The sequence below is a fragment of the Pseudomonas sp. GW821-FHT02H09 genome (genome assembly GCF_059421425.1).
Map to the genome: position 1 here is coordinate 1 of NZ_JBWKVA010000026.1, position 18,565 is coordinate 18,565.

Sequence of the window (18,565 nt, forward strand, 5' to 3'; positions counted from 1 at the left end):
ATAGCATCACCGCGGTGTTTCAGATACACCGAGGTGTCTGCATCGCGAGCAAGCCCGCTCCCACATTAGATTGGGCCAGGCTTCAAAACTGTCGCCATGCCCACATCGACTTCCAACCCGTGGAATCGCACCCGCAGCATTCCCCACTTTCCCCTGCCCGCTCTACCTTCCGTCGCCTTCCCTTTCGATGAACTTGCAGCTGACGCTTGCATACACAATATTATGGTATACCATCATACGACAAACACATTCCCTCTCTCATACGGAGTCGCTCATGAGTTTCGAAATTCGCAAGATCGTCAGCTACGTGGAAGAAACCTTTATCGAAGGCGGCAAGGCCGCTGACACGCCCGTGACCATGGTCGGCCTGGCCGTTGTCATCAAGAACCCATGGCTGGGTCGTGGTTTTGTCGAAGACCTGAAGCCGGAAATTCGTGCCAACTGCTCCGATCTGGGGGCTCTGATGGTCGAGCGCCTGGTGGCGACGATCGGCGGTGCAGACAAGATCGAGGCTTATGGCAAGGCTGCCGTAGTCGGCGCCGACGGCGAGATCGAGCACGCTTCCGCTGTGATCCACACCCTGCGTTTCGGCAATCACTACCGCGAAGCGGTGAAAGCCAAGAGCTATTTGAGCTTCACCAACAAACGCGGCGGCCCGGGCACCTCGATCCAGATTCCGATGATGCACAAGGATGACGAAGGTCTGCGTTCGCACTACATCACCCTGGAAATGCAGATCGAAGACGCGCCACGCTCGGATGAGATTGTCGTCGTTCTCGGTTGCGCCAACGGCGGTCGCCTGCACCCACGCATCGGCAACCGTTACATCGATCTGGAAGAACTGGCCGCAGAGAAAGCCCAGTAACTCATAAGATTTGCAGGAGCGATCCATGATTCGGCTCAGCGCTGAACTCACCCCGGCCGGCACCAGTTATCTGGCGACCGGCCAAGGCCAACCCGTGGTATTGATCCACGGCGTGGGTCTGAATAAAGAAATGTGGGGCGGCCAGATCGTTGGTCTCGCTCCGCATTACCGGGTCATTGCCTATGACATGCTTGGGCATGGTGCCAGCCCGCGCCCGGCATCCGGTACCGGGCTGCTCGGTTATGCCGACCAGTTACTGGAACTGCTCGAACATTTACAGCTGCCACAAGCCACGGTCATCGGCTTCTCCATGGGCGGGCTGGTGGCACGGGCATTCGCCCTGCATTACCCGCAGCATTTGCTCGGGCTGGTGGTGCTCAACAGCGTGTTCAACCGAAGCCTTGAGCAGCGCGCCGGGGTCATCGAGAGGACCGCCCAGGCCGCCGAGCACGGCCCGGATGCGAATGCCGAGGCGGCTCTATCGCGCTGGTTCAGCCGCGAATATCAGGCGGCCAATCCGGCACAGATCGCGGCGATCCGCCAGACCCTGGCCGGCAATGACCCACAAGGTTATCTGACCACCTATGAGTTGTTCGCCACCCAGGACATGTACCGCGCCGAAGACCTGGGCACTATCCAGGTGCCGACCCTGATCGCCACCGGCGAGCTGGACCCCGGTTCCACGCCGCAAATGGCCCAGCAATTGGCCGAACGGATACCCGGCGCGCAAGTTGCCGTGCTCCACGAGCAACGGCATATGATGCCGGTAGAGTCGCCGCGCCTGGTCAATCAGGTGCTGCTGGACTTCCTCAACACGGCGCAAACCCGACAAAATCAAATAAAGGGGATCGTTGCATGACACTCGCACGCTTCCAGATGTGCATCGACGGACAATGGGTCGATGCCCTCTCCGGCAAGACCTTCGAAAGCCTCAATCCCGCGCTTGCCCAGGCCTGGGCCGAACTGCCGGATGCTGACGAAGCCGATGTCGAGCGCGCCGTACAGGCCGCGCAAAAAGCTTTCGAAAGCCCGGCCTGGCGCGGTTTGACCGCCACCGCCCGTGGCAAATTGCTGCGCCGTCTCGGTGATCTGATCGCCGAGAACAAAGAGCAACTGGCGCAACTGGAGAGCCGCGACAACGGCAAGCTGATCCGCGAGACCCGCGGTCAGGTCAGCTACTTGCCCGAGTTCTTCCATTACACCGCAGGCCTTGCCGACAAACTTGAAGGCGGCACCCTGCCGTTGGACAAACCCGACCTGTTTGCCTACACCGTGCATGAACCGATGGGGGTGGTCGCTGCGATCATTCCCTGGAACAGCCCGCTGTACCTGACCGCGATCAAACTGGCGCCGGCTCTCGCAGCGGGCAATACCATCGTGATCAAGCCGTCCGAACACGCCTCGGCAACCATCCTCGAACTGGCCCGCCTGGCCCTCGAAGCCGGCATTCCAGCGGGCGTGGTCAACGTCGTCACCGGCTACGGACCCAGCACCGGCGCGGCCCTGACCCGCCACCCGCTGGTGCGCAAGATCGCCTTCACCGGCGGCGCGGCAACGGCTCGCCACGTAGTGCGCAGCAGTGCCGAGAATTTTGCCAAGTTGTCGCTGGAACTGGGCGGCAAATCTCCAAACATCATCTTCGCCGACGCCGACCTCGACAGCGCGATCAACGGTGCCATCGCCGGCATCTATGCCGCTTCCGGGCAGAGCTGTGTGTCCGGTTCGCGGCTGTTGGTGCAGGACGAGATCTACGATGAGTTCGTCGAGCGTCTGGTAGAACGCGCCAAGCGCATCCGCATCGGCAACCCGCAGGACGACTCCAGCGAAATGGGCCCGATGGCCACTGCCCAGCAACTGGCCGTGGTCGAAGGTCTGGTGGCCGACGCCATCGCCGAAGGCGCCCGCCTGCGCCTGGGTGGCAAGCGCCCGCCAATGGACAGCGACGGCTGGTTCTACGAGCCGACCCTGTTCGAATGCGACCGCAATTCGATGAAGATCATGCAGGAAGAAGTCTTCGGCCCGGTCGCGTCGGTGATTCGCTTCAAGGACGAGGCCGAGGCGCTGGCCATCGCCAACGACTCGCAGTTCGGCCTGGCGGCAGGCATCTGGACCCGCGACCTGGGCCGCGCCCACCGCCTGGCGCGGGATGTACGCTCCGGGATTATCTGGGTCAACACCTACCGTGCAGTCTCGGCCATGGCGCCGATCGGCGGCTTCAAGAACAGCGGCTACGGTCGCGAGAGCGGCATCGATTCGGTGCTGGCCTATACCGAGCTGAAAACGGTATGGATCAACCTCTCGTCGGCTCCCATGCCCGACCCCTTTGTCATGCGTTGAGGATGGCCCGAAATGATCGAACCTGGCATTTATAAAGACGTGATGGCCTCCTTCCCCTCCGGGGTCACGGTGGTCACCACCCTCGACCCCGAGGGCGGCATCGTCGGCATCACCGCCAGCGCCTTCAGTGCGCTGTCGATCGACCCGGCGCTGGTGCTGTTCTGCCCCAACTACGCCTCAGACACCTACCCGATCCTGCGCGACAGCAAACGCTTCGCGATCCATTTGCTCTCGGCGGATCAGCAGGCCGTGGCCTACGCCTTTGCCGGTAAAGGCAAGGACAAGGCCAAAGGCATCGAATGGCACCTGAGCGAACTGGGCAACCCGCTGCTCAACGAGGCCACGGCGATCATCGAGTGCGAACTGTGGCGCGAATACGATGGCGGCGACCACGCAATCATCGTTGGCGCGGTGAAGAACCTGATCCTGCCTGAGCAACCCGTCACGCCAATGATCTATCACCGAGGCAAGCTGGGTCCGCTGCCCACCCTCGCCTGAGCACTTTTCTTCAGGGTCGCACGCCACCACCCATCATCACCGCGAAGGTTAGAAATACGGCATCGACGACTACCTTGAACTCAAATACACCCTGATGGGTGGGCTTTGATCCGCCGGGAGCGATCTGACATGAACAACGAGAAATACCAAAAGGGTCTGGCAATCCGCACTCAAGTGCTGGGCCAGGACTATGTGAACAAATCGATCGAGAACGCCGACGACTTCACCCGGCCGCTGCAGGAAATGGTCACCGAGTACTGCTGGGGTCACGTCTGGGGCCGCGAGGGCTTATCGCTTAAAGAACGCAGCATGATAAACTTGGCCATGATTTCGGCACTCAACCGGCCACACGAACTCAAGCTGCATGTACGCGGCGCCTTGCGTAACGGTCTGAGTCGTGAACAAATACGGGAGATCCTGCTTCAGGTAGGCATCTACTGCGGTGTCCCCGCAGCCGTAGACAGTTTCCGTCTCGCCCGTGAAGCATTCGCCGAAGCCGACGCCGAGGCATCCAGTTAACCACTGGCTGTTCAATCTGACCGGAGCACTGATGATCGAAGCGATCGAAGTGCTCTTTTTGCATGGACAGCCACATTCAGAGCGGACCCGATGAAACGCCTGCCACTTGACGACAGCTTCAAGGTCAATCGCAACCCCGTTACCCTGCGCGAAATCGTGCTGGATAAATTGCGAAGCGCCATCATGAACTTCCAGCTTCTGCCGGGAGACCGTCTGGTCGAGCGGGATCTGTGCGACCGTCTGGGTGTCAGCCGCACCTCCGTTCGTGAAGCCCTGCGCCACCTGGAATCCGAAGGCCTGGTGGAATTCGCCGATGCCAAGGGCCCGAGCGTTGCCATCATTACCCTGGAAGATGCCTGTGATATCTACGAGCTGCGTTGCGTGCTCGAAGGCCTGATCGTCCAGTTGTTCACACTGCGCGCCAAGGCCAAGGATGTTCGCGCCCTGGAAAAAGCCCTCGAGGAGAACCGCAAGGCCCTCAAGGACGGCGAATTGCAGCAAGTACTCGATTCGGTACAAGGCTTCTACGACGTTTTGCTGGAAGGCTCGGGCAACCACGTCGCGGCCACCCAGTTGCGCCAGTTGCAGGCACGCATCAGCTATCTGCGCGCCACTTCGGTGTCCCAGGAGAACCGCCGCAGCGTCAGCAACCAGGAAATGGAACGCATCGTCGAGGCGATCAAGAGCGGCGACCCACTGGCTGCGCATCAGGCATCGGTCGATCACGTCCGCGCCGCCGCGAAAGTCGCGCTGGACTACCTCAAGCTCAAGCAGAACGAGACTGACAAGGTGCGTGAAATCGTCTCGCCCATCGTTCTCAAAGAACCGCGCATAGGTCACTGAACATGCCCATCCCGCGCTTCTGCCCGCAATGCGGTAGCAGTGACCTCGGTCACCAGCAGCCGCAAGGCGATACCCATGAGCGCTTGATGTGCCGCGGTTGCGGTTACATCCACTACGTCAATCCAAAGATCATTGCCGGCTGCATCATCGAGCAGGATGGCAAATACCTGCTGTGTCAGCGTGCGATCCCGCCGCGCCCCGGCACCTGGACCCTGCCCGCAGGCTTCATGGAAAGTGGCGAAACCACCGAGCAGGGAGCCCTGCGCGAAGTCTGGGAAGAAACCGGGGTGCGCGCGGAAATCGTCTCGCCCTACTCGATCTTCAGCGTGCCGCAGATCAGCGAGGTCTACATCATCTTCCGCGCCATCGCCGTGGAAGACACTGGACAATACGGCCCGGAGACCCTCGACTGTCGCTTTTTCGCGCCCCAGGACATTCCCTGGGACAGCATCTACTACCCGGCCATCCGGCAGATCCTCGAACGCTATATCGAGGAACGCCAGGCGGGTGTCTACGGCATCTATATGGGCAACGATGACAGCGGCACAGTCCACTTCATCCGCTGACCGAACCGCCGAAACTCAGGCTTCATACCCTTCGACAATGATCACTTCAGCCCTGGCTGCGCCCTGGCGGTACTGGCACGCCTGCTGATATTCCGGCGAGCGATAGCACGCCTGCGCCTGTTCGTAAGACTCGAACTCGATCACCACGCTGCGTTGCGGCGTCGCCCTGCCCTCCATTGCCTCGCAACGCCCGCCACGGGCCAGCAGCTTGCCGCCAAACAGGGCGAAGGCTGCTGGCGCGCGCTGGGTGTATTGAACGTATTGATCCGGGTCGGTGACGTCGACGTGGGCAATCCAGTAAGCCTTCATAGCAACCTCGTTATTTCGGTTTATTTTGTATTATGGTATACCATAAACACGAACCTTCAACCATTCGCGACACAGAGAACCCGAGCATGGCCTTCAACAGCATCGAAGAACTTATCGAAGATTACCGTCAAGGCAAGATGGTCCTGTTGGTCGACGATGAAGACAGAGAAAACGAAGGCGACCTGCTGCTCGCCGCCGAACGCTGCAACGCCCGGGCGATCAGCTTCATGGCCCGCGAAGCACGGGGCCTGATTTGCCTCACGCTGACCGACGAGCACTGTCAGCGGTTGGGTCTGGAGCAGATGGTGCCGAGCAATGGCAGTGTATTCAGCACCGCCTTCACCGTGTCCATCGAAGCCGCCACCGGGGTCACGACCGGAATCTCGGCCGCCGACCGCGCCCGCACCGTCGAGGCCGCCGTGGCGGCGACTGCTACCGCGCAAGACCTGGTACAACCGGGGCATATTTTCCCGTTACGGGCCAAGGAAGGTGGCGTGCTGACCCGCGCCGGGCATACCGAGGCCGGTTGCGATCTGGCGCGCCTGGCCGGTTTTACCCCGGCCTCGGTGATCGTTGAAGTGATGAACGATGACGGCACCATGGCCCGGCGACCGGACCTGGAGATCTTTGCGGCCAAACACGGCATCAAGATCGGCACCATCGCCGACCTGATCCATTACCGGCTCAGCACCGAACATACAGTGACCCGCATCGGCGAGCGCGAACTGCCAACCGTTCACGGTACGTTCCGACTGGTCACCTATGAGGACCGGATCGAAGGCGGCGTGCACATGGCCATGGTCATGGGCGATATCCGTCGCGAAGACCCGACACTGGTCCGCGTGCATGTGATTGATCCGCTGCGCGACCTGGTTGGCGCCGAGTACACCGGGCCGTCGAACTGGACGCTGTGGGCGGCACTGCAAAAAGTCGCCGAAGAAGGCCGTGGTGTGGTGGTAGTACTGGCCAATCACGAGTCCTCGCAGGCGCTGCTTGAGCGGATTCCCCAGTTGACCCAACCGCCTCGGCAATACACCCGCTCACAATCGCGAATCTATTCCGAAGTCGGCACCGGGGCACAGATTCTGCAAGACATCGGCGTCGGCAAACTACGCCACCTCGGGCCACCGCTCAAATATGCAGGCTTGACCGGGTACAACCTGGAAGTCGTGGAAAGCATTCCGTTTACCGGCTGACGCCCTGCCCTTGTAGGAGCGAGCTTGCTCGCGATGGACGTTAACGATAACGCGTGCTTTCTGAATAACACGCCGCCCTTGAGTCCATCGCGAGCAAGCTCGCTCCTACAGGGGTTTTGTGTACACCTGATGCACAAAATATCGCCATCTGCTGACAATCGGTAAGGCGAAGCCCTTGCAGAAAGTTTGGAATACCATAATATGATATTCCATAGACCGAACAATTCGTCAGGTGCACCCGCCAGGGAGGACACACAACAACAGCCCCTGACACGGTCGATGTTCAAGGCCCCGATGGACCTACTGCTCCCGATAGGCGGGCGTCAACAGCCCGCTCAAAAACACAACAAATGAGGGCGTAAAAATGGTGTTGAATAAACGTGCAACCGCGTTACTCGCTGCAGGCTTTCTGGCAATCACCTGCACGGCAGCCAGTGCGGCTGACAGCATGAGTTTCGTCAGCTGGGGTGGCTCTACCCAGGATGCGCAAAAGCAGGCCTGGGCCGACCCTTTCAGCAAGTCCAGCGGGATCAAAGTGGTCCAGGACGGCCCGACCGACTACGGCAAACTCAAGGCCATGGTTGAAAGCGGCAACGTGCAATGGGACGTGGTCGATGTCGAGGCGGATTTCGCCCTGCGCGCAGCGGCTGAAGGTTTGCTCGAACCGCTGGACTTCAAGGTAATCCAGCGCGACAAGCTCGACCCGCGTTTCGTCTCCGATCACGGCGTCGGCTCGTTCTTCTTCTCCTTTGTCCTCGGTTACAACCAGAGCAAGCTCGGCGCTACGGCCCCGGAAAACTGGAACGCACTGTTCGACACCAAAACCTTCCCGGGCAAACGTGCGCTGTACAAATGGCCGAGCCCTGGCGTACTGGAACTGGCCCTTCTGGCCGACGGTGTTCCCGCCGACAAGCTCTACCCGCTGGATCTGGATCGCGCCTTCAAGAAGCTCGACACCATCAAAAAAGACATCGTCTGGTGGGGCGGTGGCGCGCAATCCCAACAACTGCTGGCCTCCGGTGAAGCCAGTCTCGGTCAGTTCTGGAACGGCCGGATCCACGCCCTGCAAGAAGATGGCGCACCGGTCGGTGTGAGCTGGAAACAAAACCTGGTCATGGCCGATTTCCTGGTCATCCCCAAAGGCTCGAAAAACAAGGACGCGGCCATGCGTTTCCTGGCCAACTCCAGCTCCGCCAAAGGCCAGGCCGACTTCTCCAACCTGACCGCCTATGCACCGATCAACACCGATAGCGTGCAACGCCTGGACTCAGTACTGGCACCCAATCTGCCGACTGCCTACGCTAAGGATCAGATCACTCTCGACTTCGCGTATTGGGCCAAGAATGGTCAGAGCATCGCGACACGGTGGAACGAATGGCTGCTCAAATGAAGATGACGGCCACTGCGTCCCGTCAATCCAATCCGGTCGGGGGCGCCTCTGGCGTCGCCGGTCCGGCTCCAGGCAAGGCGGCGGCCATGAAGCCTTCCACTCCACTGACCCAACGTTGGCGCGGTGCCAGCAACCTGGCCCCGGCACTGCTGTTCCTTGGCCTGTTCTTCTTCGCGCCGCTGATCAGCCTGCTGCTGCGTGGGGTCCTCGAACCTGTTCCAGGGCTGGGCAACTATACCGAGCTGTTCGCCAACTCGGCTTACGCCCGCGTGCTGTTCAACACCTTCGCGGTGGCAGGCCTGGTCACCGTATTCAGCTTGCTGTTGGGTTTCCCGCTGGCTTGGGCAATCACCCTGGTCCCGCGTGGCTGGGGCCGCTGGGTGCTCAATATCGTCTTGCTGTCGATGTGGACCAGCCTGTTGGCACGGACCTATTCCTGGCTGGTGCTGCTCCAGGCTTCAGGGGTGATCAACAAGGCCTTGATGGCCATGGGCATCATCGATCAACCGCTGGAGATGGTGCATAACCTCACTGGCGTGGTGATCGGCATGAGCTACATCATGATTCCGTTCATCGTCCTGCCGCTGCAGGCGACCATGCAAGCCATCGATCCGATGGTCCTGCAGGCCGGGTCCATTTGCGGTGCCAGCCCGTGGAGCAATTTCTTTCGGGTGTTCCTGCCGCTGTGTCGGCCGGGGCTGTTCTCCGGCGGCTTGATGGTGTTCGTCATGTCCCTGGGCTACTACGTCACCCCGGCACTGCTCGGTGGCGCGCAGAACATGATGCTGCCGGAATTCATCATCCAGCAGGTGCAGTCGTTCCTCAACTGGGGCCTGGCCAGCGCTGGCGCAGCCTTGCTGATCCTGATCACCCTGGTGCTGTTCTACTGCTACCTGAAGCTGCAACCGGAATCCCCGGTCGGCTCCAGCAACTCGAGGTAAGCCATCATGTTATTGACCGCCAATGCCATGAGCCGGCGCATGCGTTTGAGCCTTTACCTCACCACCGGGGTCATCGCGTTGTTTCTGCTGCTGCCCATTGTGTTCATCGTGCTGCTGTCGTTCGGCTCTTCTCAGTGGCTGGTGTTCCCGCCACCGGGCTGGACGCTGAAGTGGTACATGCAATTCTTTTCCAATGCCGACTGGATGGATGCAGCCTTTGCCAGCCTCAAGGTCGCGGTCCTGACCACGATCTTTGCCGTGGCCCTGGGTTTACCGACCGCCTTCGCCCTGGTGCGTGGGCGCTTTCGCGGCCGGGAGATGCTGTATGGCCTGTTCACCCTGCCGATGATCGTGCCGCTGGTGATCATCGCCGTGGCGGTGTATGCGCTGTTTCTCAAGCTCGGCTACACCGGGACGATGTTCGCCTTTGTGGTCAGCCATGTGATCGTCGCGTTGCCGTTCACCATTATCTCGATCATCAACTCGCTGAAACTGTTCGATCAGTCGATCGAGGACGCTGCGGTGATTTGTGGTGCTTCGCGACTGCAAGCGGTGTTCAAGGTGACCTTTCCGGCAATCCGCCCGGGCATGGTCGCCGGTGCGTTGTTCGCCTTTCTGGTGTCGTGGGATGAGGTGGTCCTCAGCGTGATGATGGCCAGCCCGACCCTGCAAACCTTGCCCGTAAAAATGTGGACCACCTTGCGTCAGGACCTGACCCCAGTGATCGCCGTCGCCTCGACGCTGCTGATCGCGCTGTCGGTACTGGTCATGGTGATCGCCGCCGCTGTGCGCCGGCGCAACGAAGTCAGCGCCTGAGCGCCTGGGAGAAAAAAATGAGTGCTGTGATCAAAGACCCTGCGCAGCAGGACAACAAGACCCTGGTCAGCCTGCGCAACCTGAACAAGCACTACGGCGACTTCGCCGCCGTGGACGACATCTCGCTGGATATCCAGGACGGTGAATTCCTCACTTTTCTCGGCTCCAGCGGCTCCGGGAAAAGTACCACCCTGTCAATGCTGGCCGGCTTCGAAACCCCCAGTTCCGGGGAGATCCAGGTCAACGGCAAATCGCTGGTCAATGTGCCACCGCACAAACGCGACATCGGCATGGTGTTCCAGCGCTATTCGCTGTTTCCGCACCTCTCGGTGCGCGACAACATCGGCTTCCCGCTGGATATTCGCAAACTCGGCAAAGCTGAACGTGAGCGTCGGGTCGAAGCCATGCTCAAACTGGTGCAACTGGATCAGTTTGCCCATCGCCGCCCTTCGCAACTGTCCGGCGGCCAGCAGCAGCGCGTGGCGATTGCCCGGGCGCTGGTCTACGAGCCACGCATTCTGCTGATGGACGAACCACTCGGCGCGCTGGATAAAAAACTCCGTGAAGACCTGCAGGATGAACTGCGCCAGCTCCATCGGCGCCTGGGTATCACCATTGTCTACGTGACCCACGATCAGGAGGAAGCCATGCGCCTGTCACAACGCATCGCGATCTTCAGTCATGGCAAGATTGTCGGCCTGGGCAGCGGCTTCGACCTGTATCAGAACCCGCCGAATGCCTTTGTCGCCTCGTTCCTGGGCAACTCGAACTTCCTCAAACTCAACGCCCAGGGCAATGCCGTGGCGACCTTTGAAGGCCAACCGCTGTCGATCCGTCTGACCTCAGGGTTGCAAACCGGTCAGGAAGTGCTGCTCATGGTTCGCCCGGAAAAAGCCCTGGCCCTGAGCGTCGAACAGGCCGCCAGCGATCCCCTCGCCCCAGGCTGGAACGAAGTGTCAGCGAGCGTTACGGAAGTGTTGTTTCTTGGCGAAAGCCAGACCTGTAGCGTGGTCACCTCTGGCGGCACAGCGATGACCGTCAAAGCGCTGTCTGCTGCGGGTATGCCGCTTAAAACCGGCGATCCGGTGCGGGTGCGCTGGGCCACTGCCGATGCCTGCGTCTATACCCAGTGGGCGGAGAGTGATTTGAACAAGGCGGCTGGCGCGCACTGATCTGCTTCCCTGCCAAACCAGGCCAACACCCTTTAACCAGGGCGTTGGCTTTTTTGTGGGTGACAGATTGTCGTTTCGGGCAAGCCTGCTACGAAGGGATTGTTGTATCGGCCATAAAATTCCTCCGATTCATGACCTCTCAGCCGAGAACGGACATTCGTCTAGACAGGAGAAAAACCACTTGCAAAGATGATATTACGGTATACCATCAGACATACAAAACCACTAAAAAGGCGCACAGCGCTACCGTCTGGCCGAGGAACATCCGATGATCGACGCGAACGTCTACAAATTAGTCATGGGCTCCTTCCCTTCCGGTGTGACAGTCATCACCACACTGGATGATGAGGGTCAAATCGTCGGTCTGACGGCCAGCGCTTTCAGTTCACTGTCGATGGACCCGGCCCTGGTGCTGTTCTGCCCCAATTACAGCTCCGACTCCTACCCGGTGCTGATCAAGAACAAGCGCTTTGCCATTCACTTGCTTTCCGGTGAACAACAGAACGAAGCCTATGCCTTCGCCCGCAAAGGCAAGGACAAGGCGCAAGGCATCCAATGGACCCTCAGCGAGCTGGGTAATCCGCTGCTGAGCAATGCCACCGCCATTATCGAATGCGAGCTATGGCGTGAGTACGAAGGCGGCGATCACGCGATCATGGTCGGCGCGGTGAAAAACCTGATCGTGCCGCAGCAGCAGAGCCGCCCGCTGGTGTATTGCCGCGGCAAGATGGGCGCCCTGCCAGCCTTTGCCTGATCCCACCCCCGTGCCTGTAGCTGACAGGCAACAACAAAAAAGATCCGAGGTATGCGTCATGAAATTTTCGTTATTCGTGCATATGGAGCGCTGGGATGAGCAAGTCAGCCATCGCCAATTGTTCGAAGACCTGACCGAGCTGACCCTGCTGGCCGAGGCCGGTGGTTTCCGCACCGTCTGGATTGGCGAACACCACGCCATGGAATACACCATTTCCCCAAGCCCGATGCCGCTGCTGGCCTACCTCGCGGCACGCACCACCACCATTCACCTGGGCGCCGGCACCATCATCGCGCCGTTCTGGCACCCGCTGCGGGTCGCCGGTGAATGCGCGCTGCTGGATGTGATCAGTAACGGCCGCATGGAAGTCGGCCTGGCCCGAGGCGCTTACCAGGTTGAGTTCGACCGTATGGCCGGCGGCATGCTTGCCTCCTCCGGCGGCCAGGCCCTGCGGGAAATGGTTCCGGTGGTGCGCGCGCTGTGGCAAGGCGACTACGCCCACGATGGCGAGATCTGGAAGTTCCCGACGTCCACCAGCGTGCCCAAGCCGATCCAGCAGCCAAACCCGCCGATGTGGATCGCCGCCCGCGACCCGGACTCGCACAACTTCGCAGTGGCCAACGGCTGCAACGTCATGGTCACGCCGCTGATGAAAGGCGACGAAGAAGTGCTCGACTTGAAGAACAAGTTCGAAGCCGCTCTGGCCAATAATCCTGACGTCCCGCGCCCGCAACTGATGGTGTTGCGCCATACCCATATCCACAGCGCTGACGACCCCGAAGGCTGGAAAGTCGGCGCCAAGGCCATTTCGCGCTTCTATCGCACCTTCGATGCCTGGTTTGGCAACAAGCAAGTACCGGTCAACGGGTTCCTGGCACCTAGCCCGGAAGAAAAATTCGAAGGCCGTCCTGAGTTCGAACTGGAAAACATCCACAAGAACACCATGATCGGCACGCCTGAAGAAGTCATCGCACGGATCAAGTACTATCAGGAATTGGGCGTCGACGAATTCAGCTTCTGGTGTGACAACAGTCTGCCCCACGCCGAGAAAAAGAAATCCCTGGAGCTGTTCATCAAGCACGTCGTGCCTGCGTTCCAGTAAGCCTGCGGTTACGTATACTGCCGCACCTGCAGGGTTGCGGCAGTACCCGATCAGCATTGCCTGTCATGGTCGATTTTCATGATAAACAGTCGATTCTACCCACGTGCAAGCTCCCCTGCTCCAGGCGCTGAACTGGCGTACTTGCGTGGCGATTCGACCTCTTCGCACATCCATCTCAAGCGCTTGCGCGCCTGCGTTTCGGCCAAGCAGAACGGCTTCTGGCTGATAATCACCTGAGCAAACCCTGAGTTAGAACCACACTGCGACCGGACTTCGCCTGGCGAGTCTTGTCGTTTGTGTACTCTGCTTCGACTCGATCGAGTCTGCGGGGCGGCCGTTTGCGCCCCGTTCTTCATCAGGTTTGCTCATGAATAATAAAAACGCGCTCTTGATCATCGACATGCAACAGGAAGATGGCTTCCCCCTGGAAAACTTCGAGGGGGTCATCGCCCATAACCTTGCATTGCTCACGGCGGCCCGCCGCAGCTCTATCCCGGTGTTCTACACCCGGCATATCAATCAGGCCGACGGCCGTGGTCTAGCTCCGGGCGAGCCCAGGGCCGACGACGGCGGCCCCAGCAGTTACCGGGCCGGTACCGCTCAAGTAGAAATCATCGCTGCACTGGCACCCCGGCCGGACGAGCAGGTCATCGACAAACATCGCTACAGCGGCTTTCATCAGACCGACCTCGACGCGCGACTCAAACAGCTGGGCATCGACACCCTGATCATCAGCGGCGTGCTGACCGATGTTTGTGTATTAACGACGGTTTTCGACGCCTTTTCGCTGGGTTATCGCATCCAGCTGATCACCGACGCCTGCTCAACCAGCACCTGGGCGGCGCACTACTCTGCGCTGCTGATCATGGCCAACTGGGTGTACTCAATCGAGCTGTTCACCTGCGAACAATTCCTGCTTTCGCTGCGCGGTGAGCATTTTGTCTGCTGCGCCCCCGGGCAGCCGGACCTGTTCGCCCACCAGCCCGAGGAGTTGACGAACACCATTGCCCGCTTCCAATCCAGCCTTCAGCGCCAGGAGTGCCTGTCATGAGCATCGAAAAAAGAAGCATCGATTTCATTCCAGAGTCCGAACGCTACGGTAAGCCCGGTTCGCTGTTCTTCATCTGGTTCGGCGCCAACATGAACATCACCACCATCGCCTCCGGGGTGTTGCCGGTGGTGATCGGGTTGAATCTGTTCTGGAGCGCGCTGGCGATCGTTCTGGGCTCGCTGCTGGGCGCGATCTTCATGGCTTCGCACTCGGCCCAGGGACCCAAATTGGGGATCCCGCAGATGATCCAGAGCCGCGCGCAGTTCGGGGTGATCGGTGCGATCCTGCCGTTGCTGTTCGTCATGCTGATCTACCTCGGCTTCTTCGTCAGCAACACCTTGCTGGCGGCCCAGGCCCTGGAGTCCGTCAGCCCGCTGGGCGGCAATGCAAACATTGTACTGATCGGTGCGTTGTGTTTCGTGGTGGCGCTGTATGGCTACCGGCTGATCCATCGGCTGCAAAAGCTGCTGTCGATCCTGTCGCTGTTGGTGTTCATCGCCGCCACGTTGCTCGCGTTGAGCCTGCCGATCCCGGCGGGGCAATGGGCTGCGACGGACTTCTCACTGGCGAAATTTTTGATGGCAGTGAGCATTGCAGTGACCTGGCAACTGTCCTACGCCCCATATGTAGCGGACTACTCACGCTACTTGCCGAGCAAAACGCCGATGCCCCAGGTGTTCTGGTACAGCTACGCCGGGACGGTCAGCGGCGGTGCGTGGATGATGATCCTTGGTGCGATCCTGAGCGTGGCCATTCCCGACTTCGCCGCCAATGTAGGCGGCCATGTCGCCGGACTGTTCGGCCCGGCGGCGCTGCTGTTGTTCGCGTTTATCGTCTACGGCCAGGTGTCGATCAACGTTTTCAACCTGTATGGCGCGTTCATGTCGACCATCACCGTGATCGAACCCTTCTCTCGCCTGCGCGTCACACCACGGGTCAGGGGCGTGTTCATGTTGATCATCAGCCTCGTCGCCACGGCCTTATGCACCATCAATCAGGCTGACTTCATCGCCTTTTTCCTCAATTTCATCTTTTTCATGAGCTATTTCCTGATTCCCTGGACGGCGATCAATCTGGTCGACTTCTACTGGTTGAGGAAAGGTGAATACCGGATTGACGATATCTTCGACATGAATGGCATCTACGGCCGGGTCAACTGGATCGCCTGCGCGAGCTTCATCGTGGCCATTGTGGTGGAGATCCCCTTCATGAACACCACCCTTTACGTCGGTCCGCTGGCCACGCTGCTCGATGGTATCGACCTGGCCTGGGTAGTCGGATTGGTGGTGCCAGCCATCAGCTACTACTGGCTGATGCGACTCGGCAAGCAGGTTCCAAGGGTCGCTGAACTGTCATAAAGACCCTGCGCAGCGCCTGATCGCAGGTTTTCGCCCATCACACACCCGCCTGAGCCAAGGCGAAGGCCGGTGTGTATGTGTGTGTGTGTGTGAGTTCGCGCCAGCTTTGGTACCCATTGGCTCTCGGCAATGGAACTCGACGTCGAGCAGAAGAGCCCGCCCAGCGGGCCCTCCCAGGCAATAGTGCACCCTTTAAAGGTCAAAGCGATCAATCGCCCGACGTCGTTCGTTTTCATCTCGAACGTCGTAATTGGCGGTTGTCTGGATGTTCGTGTGATGCGCGAGCTTTTGCGCAATCGACAAGTCGTGCTCCTCGATCACACGCGTAATGAACGAGCGACGAAAATCATGAGGCATGATTTTCACGCCAACCTGGGCACCGCGTTGTCGTGCAATGTAATAAATCGCGTGTTTGGTGATCCGTTCACGGGTGATGTGACTGCCACGACGAATTCTGTTGAACAGAAACGGATCGTCATCCTGCCCTTCGACCAACTGTGAGCGCCGAAACTGCAACCATGCGTCCAGCCTGGCGAACGCCCAGGTCGGTGCGTACTTGATCAGCTCCTTGTTTCCTTTTGCCATGACTCGCAGGCTGCGCTCACGAAAATCAATCTGGTTGAGCTCAAGATTCACCGATTCGGATTTACGCATGCCTGAACCATACAGGATTGCTATCACCGCAGCGTCCCGCAGCCCTTGCGGTCTTGGATCGGCCGCACAGACGGCCATCAGCTCCTGGATCAATGAGCGCTTGAGGTTTCGCCCCTGGGACAGGCGTGTTCCCGCGATGGCTTTGACCGAGCGCATTTTCAACAGATGATCCTGAGTGATCAGGCTCAGACGCCACGCCTCGTTCATCACGCCGCGCACGGCATTGACGTATAACGAGGATGTATTAGGCGCATAACCATCGGCGCGTAATGTCGCCACCAGCGCGATAACGTCGCCGGGCTGCAGTTCATGCCAGGGGATTTCCTCGATATTCATATCTTCAAAACCCAGCCGATCCGCAGCGTCTTGCAGCACATAACGCATGGTCAGCCGGCTTGAAGGCGCCAATCGAGCCAGATAGAGGGTCAGTGGATTGTCGTTACCCTTCCCCTCAGGCACGTTCAATCGGCTGCCGGGGGTATGCGGTGAATCGTTAGTGGGTAGATCAATCAAACTGAACAGCCCTTAAATGAAAATAGCTCAACCAAACATCCATTCGGGCGAGAAAATTTAATACAGAACAACAGCCACTGCGAATGCCACCGACTGAGTGATGCCCTTCCCTGACGCGTCCAAAAGGACCGACAGATATTTTTCCAGAGAAAGCCGCCGGGCCAAAAAACCTGAAAAACTCTGAACATTAGCTGTCTGGCCCCGAGATAAACAGTCTGTTGCCCTATTTTTCATATTAGTTTCACATTTTTACGCTTAACCTCGCCCCGGAGAATAGGGTGCCATCACGTTGATGGTGCAGACACTACAGCCCCACTGCAGCAACGGGTGACAATTCCGGGCGATGACGATAAAGTATTGATCCTTATTTACTTTTCAGCCTATTGGTCTTTACTCACGGTGCGCATGGATCGCCCGCATCCGACCTCTGGAATGGACACTGTCGAATGCCCGGCTTGAACAATTTCACTGAATGACATCCTGGTTTTAACCCGTTTTATTGCCTGCGCCCCCTACCCGTTTTACCCGAGGTCTTGATGAACCAGCCGTTTCTCCCCTTCTCACGTCCCAGCATTGGCGATGAAGAGATTGCCGCCGTTGAGCAGGTACTTCGCTCTGGCTGGATTACTACCGGCCCGAAAAACCAGCAGCTCGAAGAACAATTCGCAGAGCGTGTGGGCTGTCGGCATGCCGTGGCGCTGTCTTCGGCCACTGGCGCGATGCACATCACCTTGCTGGCATTGGGGATCGGTCCAGGCGACGAAGTGATCACGCCTTCGCAAACCTGGGTCTCCACCGCCAATATGATCTGCCTGTTGGGGGCAACACCGGTTTTCGTCGACATCGACCGCGACACACTGATGACCGACGTCCATGCCATTGAGGCGGCAATCACCCCTCGGACCAAGGCAATCATCCCGGTGCATTACGCCGGCGCTGCCTTTGACCTGGATCCACTTTATGCGCTGGCGGCCCGGCATGGCATCCCCGTGATCGAGGACGCCGCCCATGCCGTCGGTACGCAGTATCGCGGCCGCGCAGTCGGCGCCCAAGGCACGGCAATCTTCTCGTTCCACGCGATCAAAAACATGACCTGCGCCGAAGGCGGGATGTTTGTCAGCGACGATGAGGCGCTCGCCAACCGGGTACGCATGCTCAAGTTTCATGGCTTGGGGGTTGATGCCTACGATCGCCTGACCCATGGCCGCAAGCCGCAGGCACAGGTGATCGAGCCCGGCTTCAAGTACAACCTGGCCGACGTCAATGCGGCGATCGCACTGGTGCAACTGCAGCGCCTGGATGAAATCAATGCCAAACGCGAAGAACTGGCGCAAGCCTATTTGAAGCGCCTGAGTGCATTGCCGGTAGAACCGCTGAAAATGCCGGGCTACCCGCAACAACATACATGGCATCTGTTCATTCTGCGCATTGACGCCGAGCGTTGTGGGCGCGATCGTGATGCCTTCATGAAAGCATTACAGGAACAAAACATCGGCAGCGGCATTCACTTTGTCGCTACCCATCTGCATACTTACTACCGCCAGCGTTTCCCGAACATCCATTTACCCAATACGGAGTGGAACTCGGCACGCCTGTGTTCGATCCCGTTGTTCCCCGACATGACCCTCGACGATGTCGAGCGTGTCGCGAGCGCCATTGAAAACATTCTGGACTGAAGCCT

The 18,565-nt window shown here is 59.2% G+C and carries 20 protein-coding genes; 18 read left to right on the forward strand and 2 right to left on the reverse strand.

Going from position 1 to position 18,565, the window contains the following annotated elements:
• Nucleotides 1-274 precede the first annotated feature (274 nt).
• The 7 genes from AC07VR_RS27295 (at nucleotide 275) to AC07VR_RS27325 (ending at nucleotide 5,628) form a co-directional block, all read left to right on the forward strand.
• On the forward strand, nucleotides 275-865 hold the full coding sequence (locus AC07VR_RS27295; RefSeq protein WP_494991404.1) for an amino acid synthesis family protein: 591 nt from the start codon (nucleotides 275-277) through the stop codon (nucleotides 863-865).
• 25 nt (nucleotides 866-890) lie between these two features.
• Nucleotides 891-1,724, forward strand: a complete 834-nt coding sequence (locus tag AC07VR_RS27300; RefSeq protein WP_494991403.1) for an alpha/beta fold hydrolase — start codon at nucleotides 891-893, stop codon at nucleotides 1,722-1,724.
• Nucleotides 1,721-3,202, forward strand: a complete 1,482-nt coding sequence (locus tag AC07VR_RS27305) for an aldehyde dehydrogenase (RefSeq protein ID WP_495013116.1) — start codon at nucleotides 1,721-1,723, stop codon at nucleotides 3,200-3,202. The genes AC07VR_RS27300 and AC07VR_RS27305 overlap by 4 nt, the downstream gene beginning before the upstream one ends.
• A gap of 12 nt (nucleotides 3,203-3,214) precedes the next feature.
• On the forward strand, nucleotides 3,215-3,700 hold the full coding sequence (locus AC07VR_RS27310) for a flavin reductase family protein (protein WP_494991401.1): 486 nt from the start codon (nucleotides 3,215-3,217) through the stop codon (nucleotides 3,698-3,700).
• 129 nt (nucleotides 3,701-3,829) lie between these two features.
• On the forward strand, nucleotides 3,830-4,219 hold the full coding sequence (locus AC07VR_RS27315) for a carboxymuconolactone decarboxylase family protein (protein ID WP_150807566.1): 390 nt from the start codon (nucleotides 3,830-3,832) through the stop codon (nucleotides 4,217-4,219).
• Between the two features lie 90 nt (nucleotides 4,220-4,309).
• Entirely contained in the window at nucleotides 4,310-5,062 is a 753-nt protein-coding gene (locus AC07VR_RS27320) for a GntR family transcriptional regulator (protein WP_494991400.1), read from the forward strand.
• Between the two features lie 2 nt (nucleotides 5,063-5,064).
• The gene (locus tag AC07VR_RS27325; protein ID WP_494991399.1) at nucleotides 5,065-5,628 is read left to right on the forward strand and encodes an NUDIX hydrolase; all 564 of its coding nucleotides are present in this window, start codon (nucleotides 5,065-5,067) and stop codon (nucleotides 5,626-5,628) included.
• Nucleotides 5,629-5,643: 15 nt separating this feature from the next.
• Here the strand turns inward: AC07VR_RS27325 and AC07VR_RS27330 are convergent, their stop codons facing one another.
• A complete protein-coding gene (locus tag AC07VR_RS27330; RefSeq protein WP_494991398.1) occupies nucleotides 5,644-5,937 on the reverse strand; it encodes a DUF1330 domain-containing protein in 294 nt (97 codons plus the stop codon).
• Between the two features lie 86 nt (nucleotides 5,938-6,023).
• Between AC07VR_RS27330 and ribBA the strand changes: the two genes are divergently transcribed.
• From ribBA to AC07VR_RS27380, 10 genes are all read left to right on the forward strand, one after another.
• On the forward strand, nucleotides 6,024-7,133 hold the full coding sequence (gene ribBA / locus AC07VR_RS27335; RefSeq protein WP_495013117.1) for a bifunctional 3,4-dihydroxy-2-butanone-4-phosphate synthase/GTP cyclohydrolase II: 1,110 nt from the start codon (nucleotides 6,024-6,026) through the stop codon (nucleotides 7,131-7,133).
• A 364-nt stretch (nucleotides 7,134-7,497) separates the two neighbouring features.
• The gene (locus AC07VR_RS27340) at nucleotides 7,498-8,523 is read left to right on the forward strand and encodes an ABC transporter substrate-binding protein (RefSeq protein ID WP_494991396.1); all 1,026 of its coding nucleotides are present in this window, start codon (nucleotides 7,498-7,500) and stop codon (nucleotides 8,521-8,523) included.
• Entirely contained in the window at nucleotides 8,520-9,464 is a 945-nt protein-coding gene (locus AC07VR_RS27345) for an ABC transporter permease (protein WP_495013154.1), read from the forward strand. The genes AC07VR_RS27340 and AC07VR_RS27345 overlap by 4 nt, the downstream gene beginning before the upstream one ends.
• Before the next feature lie 6 nt (nucleotides 9,465-9,470).
• Nucleotides 9,471-10,280, forward strand: a complete 810-nt coding sequence (locus tag AC07VR_RS27350; protein ID WP_494991395.1) for an ABC transporter permease — start codon at nucleotides 9,471-9,473, stop codon at nucleotides 10,278-10,280.
• Nucleotides 10,281-10,297: 17 nt separating this feature from the next.
• Nucleotides 10,298-11,452: an ABC transporter ATP-binding protein gene (locus AC07VR_RS27355; RefSeq protein ID WP_495013118.1), complete on the forward strand. Its 1,155-nt coding sequence runs from the start codon at nucleotides 10,298-10,300 to the stop codon at nucleotides 11,450-11,452.
• A 268-nt stretch (nucleotides 11,453-11,720) separates the two neighbouring features.
• Nucleotides 11,721-12,206, forward strand: a complete 486-nt coding sequence (locus AC07VR_RS27360; protein ID WP_489074574.1) for a flavin reductase family protein — start codon at nucleotides 11,721-11,723, stop codon at nucleotides 12,204-12,206.
• Nucleotides 12,207-12,264: 58 nt separating this feature from the next.
• The gene (locus AC07VR_RS27365; RefSeq protein WP_494991393.1) at nucleotides 12,265-13,308 is read left to right on the forward strand and encodes an LLM class flavin-dependent oxidoreductase; all 1,044 of its coding nucleotides are present in this window, start codon (nucleotides 12,265-12,267) and stop codon (nucleotides 13,306-13,308) included.
• A 78-nt stretch (nucleotides 13,309-13,386) separates the two neighbouring features.
• Entirely contained in the window at nucleotides 13,387-13,545 is a 159-nt protein-coding gene (locus tag AC07VR_RS27370; RefSeq protein ID WP_494991392.1) for a hypothetical protein, read from the forward strand.
• 130 nt (nucleotides 13,546-13,675) lie between these two features.
• Nucleotides 13,676-14,359, forward strand: coding sequence for a cysteine hydrolase family protein (locus AC07VR_RS27375; protein ID WP_495013119.1), 684 nt, complete (start codon nucleotides 13,676-13,678; stop codon nucleotides 14,357-14,359).
• Nucleotides 14,356-15,717, forward strand: a complete 1,362-nt coding sequence (locus AC07VR_RS27380; RefSeq protein ID WP_495013120.1) for a purine-cytosine permease family protein — start codon at nucleotides 14,356-14,358, stop codon at nucleotides 15,715-15,717. Before AC07VR_RS27375 ends, AC07VR_RS27380 begins: the two co-directional genes overlap by 4 nt.
• A 192-nt stretch (nucleotides 15,718-15,909) precedes the next feature.
• On the opposite strand, the gene AC07VR_RS27385 is transcribed toward AC07VR_RS27380, so the two are convergent.
• Nucleotides 15,910-16,830: a site-specific integrase gene (locus AC07VR_RS27385; RefSeq protein ID WP_495013155.1), complete on the reverse strand. Its 921-nt coding sequence runs from the start codon at nucleotides 16,828-16,830 to the stop codon at nucleotides 15,910-15,912.
• A 590-nt stretch (nucleotides 16,831-17,420) separates the two neighbouring features.
• Between AC07VR_RS27385 and arnB the strand changes: the two genes are divergently transcribed.
• Nucleotides 17,421-18,560 carry a UDP-4-amino-4-deoxy-L-arabinose aminotransferase gene (arnB, locus tag AC07VR_RS27390; protein WP_494991388.1) on the forward strand — a complete coding sequence of 380 codons (1,140 nt, stop codon included), beginning with the start codon at nucleotides 17,421-17,423 and terminating at the stop codon, nucleotides 18,558-18,560.
• Nucleotides 18,561-18,565 lie beyond the last annotated feature (5 nt).